The organism is Streptomyces cavernicola (genome assembly GCF_029968035.1).
Lineage (GTDB): Bacteria > Actinomycetota > Actinomycetes > Streptomycetales > Streptomycetaceae > Streptomyces > Streptomyces cavernicola.
The window spans coordinates 1-12,964 of sequence record NZ_JASCIQ010000075.1 but is presented as its reverse complement, the minus strand read 5'-3'; the positions used below and the strand labels follow the sequence as shown (position 1 = coordinate 12,964).

The window sequence follows — 12,964 nt, the reverse complement described above, 5'->3', positions numbered from 1 at the left end:
AGAAGCAGCGAGATCCTCCAGATCGTCACCCCGCGCCTGCAACAACACGGCCGCCTCGGACACATCGAGCGCGACCCCGTCCCGGGCACGCTTGAGCGCGCGGCGCATGGAGTTGGCGGTGGGCATGGTTGTCTCCGGAATCCGGGCAGCTGCCGGTTGGCCTCGCCCACCTGCCTCGAAAACGGGGTCGGCGCCCCGTGATTCAGGTAGGTGCGGCAGGAGGGCAGGGCCCTTGCTGGACGGCTGGCTCGGTCAGAAGCTGTTCGCGGCCTCGGCGACTTGCTTGAGCACCTCCCGCTCGCCTCCGGTCGGGACCATGACCAGGACACGGTCGGCGCCCGCGGCCGCGTAGTCGTCGAGGCAGTCGAGGTGGGCGAGCGTCACGGTGATCTCCATACGCCCGCGGCCGGCTGCCGCGGCGCGCTCCTGCAGCTCGGCAACCCGTGCACGGAAAAGGCCCGCGTCATCGTGGTGGCCGGGCATCCAGCCGTCGCCGTAAGCAAGCACCCGGTCAAGGGAGTTGGGGTGGTCACCGCCGACGAACACCGGGGGCCGGGGCTTCTGAACCGGCTTCGGCCAGGAGCAGATGGGGTCGAAGTCGACGAACTTGCCGTGGTACTCGGCTTCGTCCTTCGACCAGATCTCCTGCATCGCGGCCATGCGCTCTTCCATCAGCTTCATCCGGGTGCGCGGCTCCGTGCCGTGATTGCGTATCTCCTCCCGGTTCCACGGTGAGCCGACCCCGACTCCGAAGATCAGTCGGCCGTTCGACATGTGGTCGACGGAGGCGACCGTCTTGGCGAGGAAGATGGGATCCCGTTGCACCACGAGACAGATTCCGCTGCCGACCTTGAGAGTTGAGGTGACGGCGGCCATCGAGGCGAGCGTCGTGAACTGCTCACGGTTGCGGTAGAAGTCGTGCGGCATATCGCTCGACTGCGACTCCCCGAGGTCGTCGCGTTCCGTCAGCTTGACCGTGTCGGAGGTGTTCGCCCAGGAGACGTTACGCCTGACCGGCACATGACTGTGATCGGGCACGAAGACCGACTCGAGGCCGAGGCCTTCGGCCTCGCGGGCGAGCTCGAGCGGGTCGAGGCCCTCATCCGTGTTCATGGAGAACACACCGAACTTCATTGATCTTCACCTCTCGGGAAAAAGGGGAGGTCCGGAGCCGCGCCCACAGGGCGGCTCCGGACCTCCGGCGGTTTGACCGCTCTCGGCTATCCGAAGTTCTGGACCCAGCCGAGCTCGTAGTCGCCCCCTGCCTGTTGCGTGATGACGTTCATGCGGTTGACGGTGTTCATGAAGGAGATCAGCGAGACCAGGGCGGCGAGCTCGTCCTCGTCGTAGTGCTTGGCGGCGTTCTCCCAGACCGCGTCGGTGACCCCTTCGGCGGCGTCGCCGATGCGGGTGCCCTGTTCGGCCAGGGCCAGCGCCGCCCGCTCGGCCTCCGTGAAGACGTTCGCCTCCCGCCACACCGCGACCAGGTTCAGGCGCAGCGGAGTCTCCCCCTCGTGGAGGGCCTCCTTGGTGTGCATGTCGACGCAGAAGGCACAGCCGTTGATCTGGCTGATGCGCAGGGACACCAGCTCCAGCGTCGTGGTCGGCAGGGACGAGAACACTTTGGCCGCCGCGGTGATGTACTTCAGGAACTTGACGGAGACCTTGTTCTCATAAATGTTCAGACGGGCGTCCATGGTGCACTCCTCTGTTCTTGCCGAGTTCGGCGACTTCACTTCTACGACCCGGCGCACCAGCACGACGTGACAACCACGAATGAGACCTGCGTCACGTTAAGCCGCCGTGTTCTTGACCTTCGTCGCCGAGACGATGGCGTGGATGGGGAAGGAGTCCGCGGGCATGTCGGCGGGGTCCTCGACCTGCACGTTCGTGATCTCGAATCCGTGCTCCTGCAGCATCGTGCGGTAGGCCGACAGCTTCAGACCGCCGCCCTGCCCCATCGCACAACCGAGGAAGAAGGCCGGGTAGAAGTCGACGCAGCGGGGATCAGTGGTGTCCTGGTTGTTCTCGGGGTACAGCGGAATCAGGAGGTTGAGCTTGCCTCCGGTCTCCAGCGCCTTGCCCACTCCCCTGATGATCGCGGCTGCCTGGTCGCTGTCCCACAGGGCCAGGAAGTGCTTGATCAGGACGACGTCGAACCCGCGGGGAACGCTCTCGAAGACGTCACCGCCGATGAACGAGCAGTGCTCGGCCACACCGTGCTTCCGGAAGTTCTCCAGGCACTCCTCCTCCTTCTCGGGCAGGTCGAACGTGGTCACCTTCAGTCCGGGCTGCTCGTTCAGCTTGTACGTGTGGATCGCGCCCAGGCCCGTGTTGCCCGCGAGGTCGAGCACCTTCGCGCCGGCCGGGACGTCGATGTTCTTGAAGAACCAGGGGTCGATGCGGGCGGTCTCCGAGTCCATGGCGGTCGCCCACGACTCGCGCAGGTCCTTGTGCTCCGCCACGGCGCCGAACAGCGTGCCCTCGTACCCGTAGAACTCCTTGAGGCCGACGACCGAGCCGGCCCGGACGCTCTCCGTCAGATAGAAGCTCTGCCGCAGCACGGTCACCTTGATCAGGTCCATGAAGGCGAGCACCCGCTGAAGGTCCTCCGACTCGAGGTCGGCGAGGGTGCCGAGGCTGTAGCCGCCCTGCTCGTCGTCGTAGCTGACGAACCCTTCGTGGACCGGCAGGCTCAGGAGCTGGGCCACGGAGTCCCGGGAGGCGTTGACCGCGTCGGCGAGCTGCGCGACGGTGATCCCGGGCGACTCCCGGATCTTGTCGATGATGCCGAGCTCGAAGCAGGACAGCAGGTTCACGAACCGCGTGGGCCCGACCATGTATTCACGGAGTCGCGCGAGTGTGGTGTCGGTGGTCATGTCACCAGTCCCCTTGGTTGATTGCTTGCTTCGGATGACCGCTGCGCGTTGATCGGCCGCGGTTCAGGCTTGGTTGCCGTGCCGGTCGTGGAGCCGGTCCCCCAGCGCGAGCCGCTGCACCTTGAGCGTGGCGGTGCGCGGCAGTTCGGCCTGCGGGATGTGGACCGGGGCGGCGAGCTGCGGGAAGTCGGCGACGGCGGCTCGCCAGCGGTCCTGGTCCAGCGGCTTGTCGTCGACGGTGCAGATCACCGGGACCGGATCGGCGTTCGGGCCGTGCACCACGACGAGTTCCGTCAGCTCGTCCAGCCTGCCGAGGACGACGTCCTCGACCTCCAGGGAGCTCTCCACGCCCGGGATCATGTCGACCTCCCGGTCGAGCATGTGCAGACAGCCGAACTTGGTCCGGTACCCGACGTCTCCGGTTCGCCACCAGTCGCCCTTGCGGTTGATGTCGTAGCGGTCCTGCTCGGCGAAGTAGGTCTTGGCCAGTCCGGGCCACGAGACCTCGATGAAGCCGGGGTTGCTCTTGGTGGGCTTCGAGCCGTCCCTGCTGACCACGCGCACCTTGGCCGCGCCCTTCGGCATCGCCCAGCCGACGCAACGCCCGTTGGCCTTGTGGGCCGAGTGCCGGAAGTAGGCGCGGCCGACGGCCGGGCCGACCTCGCTCTGCCCGTAGATCTGGAAGAAGAGGGCCCCGCGCCGGCCGGACGACTTGAGCAGTCGGCTCATGGTCCTGGGGTGGATCGCGTCGAACGTACTGCTGAAGATCTTCACCGAGGCGAACGGCTCACGAGGATCCTCCGTGAGGCCCTCCCACTCCATGAGCGAGTTGGGCAGCGCCTCGACGAACCCCGGGCGGTGCTGGAGGAACTGCTTCGCCACCACCTCCGGATCCACCTCCCGCAGGAGCAGAATCGGCATCTCATTGGTGAGCGCCAGCGCCATGGCCGCGACCATCCGCGAGTGCACGAACGGGATGTGGATCGCGATGGTCTCCTTCTTGCGCATCAGGGACAGCAGCCGCCACTGCGGTATGAGGCGCGTGCCCTGGGTGCGCGGCGTGTGCACGACGAGCTTGGGCAGTCCGGTGGTTCCGGAGGTGTGGGTGATCACGGCGGCTTCGTCGATCGGCCGGACCACGGGGCTGACCTTCGGCGAGCCGGCGAGCCGGCTGAGGGACTGCGCACCCGGCCGGTCACCCGCCACGATGATCACGCGCTTGGTGAGCTCCGCCGGCGCGACCTCGGCAAGCCCGTCGAGCTTGCGCTCGTCGGTGAGCAGGTTGGGCTGGTCCACCCGCTTCAACAGGGCGCCGACGGTCGCGGCGTCCAGGGCGGGCGACAGCATCACGGGGATGGCTCCGATACGGGACGCCGCGGCGGCGAGCAGCCAGATATCGGCGTTGGCGGTCTTGTGGAGCACGACGTGTTCGTCCGGCCGGACGCCGGCCGCCCACAGGCGAGCCGCCAAGTCGGCGATGTGCGCGGCATATTGGGCCACCGTCAGGCGCCGTCCCACGTCGGGCAGAACGTCCAGGTCGTGGTCGAGGGTGATGGGTGTCGACCCGTTGACGGCCGCGACCATCTCCGGCAGAAGGCCGATGTGAAGACCGCGCTTCTGGATCGATGTGTAGACCGTGGAGGCCTTCATCGGACTGTCTCCTTTGCGGTGCTCGATGGACATGCGAACCGCCGCCTCGCCTCGGCCACGGACACGGCGGCGCGAACGGCCATGGCGGGGTGCCGAGTTGAGGGGGTACGAGGCGGGCGATTCGAGGGGCCGCGCGGAGCGCGCGGGCCGGACCGGCTGCTCAGGCGACCTTCGTCGCGCAGATGACGGCCTGTACGGGGATGACGTCCGGCGGCACCTCGGCGGCGTCCTTGGTGATCGCCTTCGTCACCTTGAACCCGCAGTCCTCCAGCCAGTTCGTGTACGTCGACAGCTTCTGCGGTCCGCCCTGGCCCATCGTGCAGCCGATGAAGAAGGCGGGGAAGAAGTCGACGTTGTAGTTGTCGGTGTCCGTGATGTCCTCGGGATACACCGGCACCATGATGTTGACCTGGCCCCCGACTTCGAGGGCGGCGTTGACGCCGTTGAGGATCTTGTACACGTCGTCCTGATCGAACATGTCCAGGAAGTGCTTGATCAGGACGATGTCGAAGCCCCGGGGAATCTCGTCGAAGACGTTTCCACCGATGAAGGAGCAGTGCTCCGCCACACCGTGGGCCCGGAAGTTCTCCAGGCACTCCTGTTCCTTCTCCGGCAGGTCGAAGGTGGTCACCTTCAGCCCAGGCGAAGTCTTGTGCCGGTAGGTGTGGATCGCTCCGAGGCCGGTGTTGCCGGCGAGGTCGAGCACCTGGGCGCCGGCCGGCACGTCGACATTGCCGAAGAACCAGGGGTCGATGTTGGCGGTGACGTTGTTCATCAGCGTCGCCCAGGCCTCGCGCAGGTCCGGGTGGTCGGCGACGATGTCGTACAGGGTCCCTTCGGCGGCCCCGTAGAGCTCCTTCAGGCCGACGGCGTTGCCGGTGCGCGCGCTGTCGGTGAGGTAGAAGAGCTGCCTGAGCGCCACGACCTTGATCATGTTCATGTACGTCAGCGCCCGCCGGAGGTCGCCCTCGGCGACGTCCGCGAGAGCGTCGAGCGAGTAGGTCCCGGCGTCCTCGTCGTAGGCGACGAACCCCTCCTTGACCAGCAGGAGCAGGAGTTGCGCCACCGCGTCCGGCTTGGCGCCCACGGCACCGCCGAGCTGGTGCGCGGTCAGCCCCGGGGTGTCCCGGAGTTTGTCGACGATGCCGAGCTCGAAACAGGACAGCAGGCTCATGAACCGTGACGGGCCGACCATGTATTCGCGGAACCGCGCAAGTGTGGCATCTGATGTCATTGGACCGATCCCTTTCGAGTCGAGTGTCTCCGCCAACGCAGCGCGCGGAACGCGGGAACAGTGAACGAGGGCGCGCAGAAGACAGCCCCCGGCGGGAACTTCAGGCCGCCGGGGGCGTGGGTGAACCATGAAAAGAAACGTGCTCGGCACTGCGCCCGAACTTGGGCTGCCACGCGGCGACTTCCTGGAATCGCGGACTTGGTCGGCGAAGGAAGAAGGGGCGTTTTTGGGCAGGGCTTGCGTGCCAAGAGAGTGACACAGCTGACACCGCCACACCAAGAGAAGTCCGGAGTGACGTAGGTCACTCCGGACAGTGGGTGGCTCGTCAACTCCCCTGCCCCAGCAGGGATGTGACGAAGCATCAGTAAATCTGCGGGGGCGTGTCCGTGCGCCTTCTGATGTCGGCGGGGAGATCGAAGGCGCACGGACACCGCGCGCAGCCGGTGCGCGGCCGGCTCGAACTGTCGCTTCGCTGCTGCTACTTCTTCTGACCGCTCGCGTCGGCCAGCGGCCGCTCGGGCGCTACGGGCTGCGGCGCGGGACGGGGCGAGCGCACGAACGCGAACACCGCGAGCGCCGAGACCAGGCCGAAGGCCGCCGCCACCATGAAGGTCCGGTCGAGGGCCTGGGCGTACGCCTGGTGCACCACCTGCGCCATGTCGGCCCCCTGGGCGATCAACGTACCCGCCTGACCGGCGCTCATCTCGCCGGCCAGCTTGGTGCCTGCCGCGTCCGCGAGCCCGCCGTGGAAGACCGCGCCGAGCACGGCGACACCCAGCGCGTAGCCGAACTGACGGAAGGTGTTCACCGCGCCGCCCGCCATGCCCGCGCTCGGGCCGGGCACGGCCGCCATCGCGGCGGCGGACAGCGGCCCGAGCACCAGACCGGCACCGAGGCCGACGAGGAAGAGACCCGGCAGTACGACGGCCCGCCCGGACTCCGGGCCGAGCAAGGTCTGGGCGAACACGCCCACGGCGATGATCAGCATGCCGGTCCCGATCAGCACCCGTGTCGACGGCTTGCGCTCCATCCGGCCGAGCACGATGGACACGACGAACGTGGTCAGGCTGGCGGGCAGGAACACCGCTCCGGCCGCGATCGGGCTCAGACCGAGCGACGACTGGAGCCAGAGCGTCAGGTAGGCCCAGTAGGCCCAGGCCACCGCCGGCAGCGCCGCCGCGGTCACCAGCAGGGTCGGGAAGGAAGTGTTGCGCAGCAGCGAGAGGTCGAGCATGGGGTCGCGCCGCTTGCTCTCCACGACGACGAAGGCGATCAGGGCGACCACGCCGAGGGCGACGATCCCCAGGGTGCGACCCGAGGTCCACCCGCCCGTGATCAGCGCGTAGACCAGAGCCGCCATGGCGACGGTGAAGGTCACCATGCCCGGCACGTCGATGCGCCGCGGCGTGGGGTTACGGGACTCCTTCACGGACGTGAGCGTGAGGGCGATGGCGAGGGCGCACACGGGCAGGTTCACGAAGAAGATCCACTGCCAGCCGAAATTGGAGGTGAGCAGCCCGCCGATGATCGGCCCCGCCGCGGAGGCCGCGCCGTTGACCGCCGCCCAGACACCGAAGGCGATCCCCCGGTCACGGCCTTCGTAGGAACTGGTGATCAGGGCCAGGGTGGTGGCGAACATCGCGGCCGCGGCCAGGCCCTGGAGCCCGCGCGCCGCGATCAGCACGCCCACGTTCCCGGCCACACCGCAGATCACCGAGGCGACGGCGAAGATCACCAGGCCGCCCAGGTACACGGCTCGCCGCCCTATCCGGTCGGCGAGCGAACCCGAGGTCATCACCAGGGCGGCCAGCACGAGCGCGTACAGGCTCAGAACCCATTGCAGGTCGGAAAGCGAGGCATCCAGCCCATGGGCCATGTCGGGCAGTGCCACGGTAACGATGGTCACGTCGACCAGCAGCATGAAGGTGCCGGCGCAGATCGCGACAAGCGGTAGCCACTTGCGCATGTCGAGGTTCCTTTCACTCGTGTCATAGGGGTGACACATCGGCGCCGGCCGATGTGACAGGCAGCCGGAAAATTCTTTGCCGAACCGCCCCTGACCCGCTGCGGAAAACCTCCTAGGGGGTGTCTCTCCGATCTTCGCGGGGCAGGCGGGACTTTCCGGACACGGCCTAGGGGGTGTCTCTCCGATCTTTGCGGATCAGGCCGCGGCGTCATGGGGGTCCCCCTGCTCGAGCGGAGCCGAGAGCTTGGGGGAGCGTGCTCTCGGCGTGCGACCGGATCTCCCTCGTACTGGACGTACTTGGGTGATTCGGGCGTGCGGCGATGGGGGCACCTCCCTGCTCGAGCGCAGCCGAGAGCTTGGGGGAGCGTGCCAGGCGTCGCGGACCCGCAAAGATCGGGGAGACGCCCCCTAGGCCCTGCCGAGGACCGACAGGTCGAGATGGGCGAGGCGCTCGGGGTCGGCCATCACGTCGATCTGGACGATGCGGCCGCCCGCGACGGTGAATCCCATGACGGAGACCGGCTCGCCGGCCACGGTCACGACCACGCCGGCGGCACCGTTCACCAGCGCCGGCCGGACCCGCGCGAGGGGCCGCTCGAACAGCAGCGCGCGTCCGGCGACCGCGGCCGCGCCGCGCACCACGACGGACTCGCCCGGACGCGCCGCCCCCTCGTCGGCACGCAGCACGACGTCGGGGTGGAGAACGGCCACGAGATCGTTGAGCTCACCGCTGCGCGCCGCGGCGAAGAACGCGTCGACGACCTGCCGCTGCTGGGCGACGTCAGGATCGGGGGATTGCACCTCGATGCCTCGGACCCGGCGCCGGGCCCTGCTGGCGAGCTGCCGCGCCGTTGCCGGGGTACGGCCGACCAGGGGGGCGATCTCGTCGAAGGGCAGGTCGAACATGTCGTGCAGGACGAACGCGAGCCGCTCGGCCGGCGCCAGGGTGTCGAGGACCACTTGCAGCGCGAGCCCGACCGAGTCCGCAAGGAGCGCCGCGTCCTCGGGGCTCATACCGTCCGCGTGGTTGATGACGGGGTCCGGCACGCGAACACCCATGAGCTCCTCACGCCGTGTGTTGCGTGAGCGCAGCATGTTCAGACAGATCCGGACGACGACCGTGGTCAGCCAGGCGTCGAGGTTCTCGATGGCGTCGGAGTCGGACTGGCTGAGGCGCAGCCAGGACTCCTGTACGGCGTCGTCCGCCTCGGCCAGCGATCCGAGCATGCGGTAGGCCACCGCGCGCAAGCGAATCCGATTCCGCTCGAATCCGTCCTCGAGCGCCTCTGCGTCACGCATGGTCACATTCCTCCGCCGCGCGCATGCCATGGATATGGCACATTCAGAACCGTCCTGTGCGGCAGGAGCGATCTCGCTTGCACAGACAGCCGCCCGCCCCCGACGAGCGCACATCCTAGGCCTTGACCACGGGGTTCATACGGCGAATTGAGAGACCGGGCCCACAACGAAACGTGCCTCTCGAGAATCTCTCGAGAGCATCTGGACCATCTCTCGAGGAGCATTCGCCGGGGGCGGAATTTCGCGGATTTCCGGGAATTCCGCCAGGAATGGCGGCGGGTGCGACGTAGCGCAAAGACACTTTATGCCGCCGGCCCTGAGCGGGAGAGCGCGCGCTCCGTCAGCGCGCCGGCCGCTCCCGTGTAGCACTCCGCCTCGAACAAGTCCTTGTGCCGGTCGTCCGCCAGGAGGGCCGAGACCCGCTCGTCCCGGCGCAGGACGACCGCGAGGGACTCACCGGTGTGCGCGGAGCGTGCGGACGCCTCGTTCAGCAGGTCCCGGGCCGGGGCCTTGCCCAGGTGGGGTGCGAGTACGGCGAGGACCCGCTCGGAGACGATCTGCCCGCCCGTGATCTCGGCGTTGGCCCGCATACGTCCCGTGTCGACCGACAGGTGGGAGACGAGCTCGACGGTCTGGTGTGCCGCTCCGCCGGCAAGGCGCAGCAGCGCCCGCAGCGGCTCCCATTCGGCGTGCCAGGCTCCGGCGGACCTCTCGTCCTCGGTCAGCATGCAGCCGAGGACGGTGGCCGCGAGCTGCGGGGCCTGCAGAGCGGCGGAGCGGACAGCCGCGGCCAGGACCGGGTTGCGCTTGTGCGGCATCGCCGAGGAAGCGCCGCGGCCGGCCGGCGCCGGCTCGTGCACCTCCGCGACTTCGGTCCGCGTCTGGGACAGCACATCGACGGCGATCTTGCCCACGGCGCCACAGGTGAACGCCGCGGCCGCCGCCACGTCCACCACGGGCGTGCGCAGCACGTGCCACGGCACGAGAGGAGCGGAAAGACTCAGTTCGTCCGCGAACGCCTCCGTGAGCCGCTGAACGTAGACGGCAGGGTCGGCGCCGTCCGCGTGTTCCAGATATCCGGCCAAGGTCCCTGCGGCACCGCCGAGTTGGACGACGAGTGCCGCACCGTCCAGCCGCTCCAGCTTCGCGAGCGCGTCGAGGACCAGGTGGCGCCAGCCGGCCGCCTTCACACCGAACGTCGTCGGCACCGCGTGCAGGGCCAGGGTGCGGCCCGGCATGAGGGTGTCCTTGTGCGCCTCGGCGAGTACGGCCAGGGACTGCGCGACCCGGGCCAGGTCGCCGCGGATCAGACGGAGCGCCCGCCGAGCCACCAGGACCGTCGCCGTGTCGAGGATGTCCTGGCTGGTGGACCCGCGGTGCACATACGCTGCCGCGTCCGGGTCCCGCCGCGCGACCACCGCGGTGAACTCCCGCACCAGCGCCACGACCGGGTTGGCGGACTGGCGTGTCTGTCCCGCCAGGGCCACCAGGTCGAGGTTCTCCACCCGGGCCGACTCCGTGATCACCCTGGCGGCTGCTTCGGGCACGGTGCCGATCCGGGCCTGCGCCCGGCTCAGCGCCGCCTCGGCGTCGAGCATCGCCTGCAGCCAGGCGCCGTCGCAGACCGCGTCCACGACGGGGGCGTCCGCCCAGACGGGCGAGAGCAGGCCGGAGTCGAGGCGTGCCGGATCGGGGCCGCTCGGCCTTTCGACGGACCTGGTGATGTCACTGGGCATGGATGGCTCCTGGTTCTCGGTGGACTCCCGGCCCGGGGGCGCCCGACCCGGGGGCGCCCGGCCCGTCACCGGCGCTGGGGGCGAGGGCTGCGCGGGCGATCGCGTCGGCGTCGGTGAGCGTCAACGAATTCACGCCGGGCCGGATGCCGGCGGCCGTCACCCAGTGCACCGCCTCCGTCGGCACTCCGAAGGCGAACCGGCGCGGGTGCGGCCGCCCTTGAGCATCGATCAGGTGGAACGACCCCCTGGTGACGGCCAGGCCCTCGGTTTCGTACGCGTCGGAGGAACGGCCGCGGATGCGGTGAGCCGTGCACTGTCCGGTGGCCAGCAGATGGCGCAGGAGTGCGTCGTCCGTGCGGTGCAGACTGATCGCGGGCAGCCGTGCCTCGATCAAGGCCTGCGCCCGGACCTCCGATCCCGGCACGATCGGCGAACTGGCCACGTACGCACCGGAGTTGATGTCGACCTTCATGTGCGGGCCCACGATCTGCAGGGTGCCGGCCTCGATCAGCGCGATCAGTTCCTCGACCCGCCGGGCCGGTGGGCCGATCGACAGGTGGGCGTTGAGCGGGGTGTACCAGCCCTCCAGGTCCGCGCGGTGGGAGTCGCCGTGCAGACCGCTGTGGTCGACCGCGAGGCGGATCTCGTTGCGCAGGTCCCGCAGGACGTCGAGCGCGGCCTTCAGCGGGCCGCTGACGTTGCCGGCCTGGGCTTCGGCGACGTCTTGGCGCAGATGCTCAAGGAGCCAGTCGGTGAAGTTGCGCGCGTCGGAGAACTCCCGGTCCCGGTAGGGCCGGGCGATCAGGTCCCAGTCCCAGCGGTCCTTGTCGCCGATGCCGTACGCGTCGAGCACCGCGTCGGCCCGCTCTTCCATGAATCCGGCGGCCAGGTAGTCGGCCTGGAACTCTTCGGCCTGAGCGGTGTCCCCGCGGGCCCTGAGCAGCGTCCCGTAGTAGACGGTCTCGACTTCCCGGGATATCAGCGGCCACAGTTCGGCCTTGAAGTCGACTCCGGAGTCCTCGTGATCACGCCGCAGCCGCGCGATGCGCTCGACGGTGAGCAGGAATGGCTCGTGCCGGCCGTGTGGCCCCTTTTCGTTCTCCCCACGGGCCTGGTACGGAATGCCGCGCCGGGAGCCCGCGTAGAGCATGGGCTCCTGCCCGGACGCGTGATAGGCGAGCCGGCCGCGGTTGCGTACGAAGGTGCCGCCGCGGCCGACGGTGAGCTGTGCCATGTAGTCGAAGAAGTTCAGGCCGAGCCCGCGCAGCAGGACCCTGGTCCCCGGGGCCAGCACGCCGAGGTCGACGTCCGCCGGGTTGGCCGGGGCGAGATGCACGAGGCCCGCCTCCCGTGCCCTCGACCGGAATCGCCGCTCGGGGGCGTCCGCCCGGGTCGGCAGATGCCCTTGGCAGAGGATCACGACGTCGATCCCCTGCAGCACGGATCCGTCGCTCAGCTGCACGCGTTGACGGGTCCGGCCCAGGGAGTCCGGTTCGTCGTCCAGCGCCACGGCGAGGGCGGCGTGTGCGCTGACCCGCACACGCACGGGCGCGCCGTCGACGACCCTGTGGTACGCCCAGCGCAGGTAGCTGCCGTACAGCGCACGCGTCGGGTAGGTGTCGGGGCCCAGGGCGCGCGCTTCCTCGAGGACGGCGGCCGGATGCTCACCGGCGATCTCGCCCGAGGAGAGCGCGACGGCCCACTCGTGCAGCGAGGGGCCCGGCTCCAGGGGCCCTTGCAGGTCGACGGTGGCGTCGGTGAACACCGACACCTGACCGGCGACGGTGTTCATGAGCAGGTGGCGGGACTGATCGGTGCGCCAGACTCTGCCGGCGCCCACCGGGTGGGAGTCGATCATGTGGATGTGGACGGGGACACCGTCGGGCTCCGAGCGGGCGTTGGCGCAGAGTCGCTCGAGAACGGAAAGGCCCCGCGGGCCCGCTCCTACCACGCACACCGTGTGATGTGTCGCTGTCATCTCTACCGTTCCTGGTGATGTCGGGCAACGGAGCGGGGCCATGCCCTGGGCCGTTGGCGGACGGCACCACCAGGTCACGCCGACGGCACGGAGTACCCGACTGGAAGGCGGCTCACGACCGTTGCGGTTCGTCACGACGCGGGGACGAAGAAGGCCGAGGTCGTCGGAGACGACCTCGGCCTGGTACACGAACTGTCGCTCTGCGCCTGCCTGGTGGCGGGA

Annotated in this window: 9 protein-coding genes; all 9 read right to left on the bottom strand. The window is 69.0% G+C overall.

Translation table 11 applies throughout. The annotated features are described in order from the left end of the window. Positions 1-252 precede the first annotated feature (252 nt). The gene (locus tag QIS96_RS37090) at positions 253-1,134 is read right to left on the bottom strand and encodes an LLM class F420-dependent oxidoreductase (RefSeq protein WP_282547291.1); all 882 of its coding nucleotides are present in this window, start codon (positions 1,132-1,134) and stop codon (positions 253-255) included. An 86-nt stretch (positions 1,135-1,220) separates the two neighbouring features. Beyond that, complete coding sequence (locus tag QIS96_RS37085) at positions 1,221-1,697, bottom strand: carboxymuconolactone decarboxylase family protein (protein WP_282547290.1); 477 nt, start codon at positions 1,695-1,697, stop codon at positions 1,221-1,223. Positions 1,698-1,793: 96 nt separating this feature from the next. After that, a complete protein-coding gene (locus QIS96_RS37080) occupies positions 1,794-2,879 on the bottom strand; it encodes a methyltransferase (protein ID WP_282547289.1) in 1,086 nt (361 codons plus the stop codon). Between the two features lie 63 nt (positions 2,880-2,942). Continuing rightward, positions 2,943-4,529, bottom strand: a complete 1,587-nt coding sequence (locus tag QIS96_RS37075; protein ID WP_282547288.1) for a class I adenylate-forming enzyme family protein — start codon at positions 4,527-4,529, stop codon at positions 2,943-2,945. Positions 4,530-4,689: 160 nt separating this feature from the next. After that, positions 4,690-5,763: a methyltransferase gene (locus tag QIS96_RS37070; protein ID WP_282547287.1), complete on the bottom strand. Its 1,074-nt coding sequence runs from the start codon at positions 5,761-5,763 to the stop codon at positions 4,690-4,692. A gap of 478 nt (positions 5,764-6,241) precedes the next feature. Next, positions 6,242-7,729: an MFS transporter gene (locus QIS96_RS37065; protein ID WP_282547286.1), complete on the bottom strand. Its 1,488-nt coding sequence runs from the start codon at positions 7,727-7,729 to the stop codon at positions 6,242-6,244. Positions 7,730-8,137: 408 nt separating this feature from the next. Further along, a complete protein-coding gene (sigJ, locus tag QIS96_RS37060; protein WP_282547285.1) occupies positions 8,138-9,028 on the bottom strand; it encodes an RNA polymerase sigma factor SigJ in 891 nt (296 codons plus the stop codon). Between the two features lie 302 nt (positions 9,029-9,330). Then, complete coding sequence (locus tag QIS96_RS37055) at positions 9,331-10,764, bottom strand: nitrosuccinate lyase (RefSeq protein ID WP_282547284.1); 1,434 nt, start codon at positions 10,762-10,764, stop codon at positions 9,331-9,333. Continuing rightward, complete coding sequence (locus QIS96_RS37050) at positions 10,754-12,742, bottom strand: FAD/NAD(P)-binding protein (protein WP_282547283.1); 1,989 nt, start codon at positions 12,740-12,742, stop codon at positions 10,754-10,756. Before QIS96_RS37050 ends, QIS96_RS37055 begins: the two co-directional genes overlap by 11 nt. Positions 12,743-12,964: the final 222 nt, after the last annotated feature.

Bases quoted from the DNA above. Each gene is read 5' to 3' on its own strand.
- QIS96_RS37090 (WP_282547291.1), bottom strand. From the start codon at position 1,134: ATGAAGTTCGGTGTGTTCTCCATGAACACGGATGAGGGCCTCGACCCG.
- QIS96_RS37050 (WP_282547283.1), bottom strand. From the start codon at position 12,742: ATGACAGCGACACATCACACGGTGTGCGTGGTAGGAGCGGGCCCGCGG.
- QIS96_RS37085 (WP_282547290.1), bottom strand. From the start codon at position 1,697: ATGGACGCCCGTCTGAACATTTATGAGAACAAGGTCTCCGTCAAGTTC.
- QIS96_RS37070 (WP_282547287.1), bottom strand. From the start codon at position 5,763: ATGACATCAGATGCCACACTTGCGCGGTTCCGCGAATACATGGTCGGC.
- sigJ (WP_282547285.1), bottom strand. From the start codon at position 9,028: ATGCGTGACGCAGAGGCGCTCGAGGACGGATTCGAGCGGAATCGGATT.
- QIS96_RS37065 (WP_282547286.1), bottom strand. From the start codon at position 7,729: ATGCGCAAGTGGCTACCGCTTGTCGCGATCTGCGCCGGCACCTTCATG.
- QIS96_RS37080 (WP_282547289.1), bottom strand. From the start codon at position 2,879: ATGACCACCGACACCACACTCGCGCGACTCCGTGAATACATGGTCGGG.
- QIS96_RS37055 (WP_282547284.1), bottom strand. From the start codon at position 10,764: ATGCCCAGTGACATCACCAGGTCCGTCGAAAGGCCGAGCGGCCCCGAT.
- QIS96_RS37075 (WP_282547288.1), bottom strand. From the start codon at position 4,529: ATGAAGGCCTCCACGGTCTACACATCGATCCAGAAGCGCGGTCTTCAC.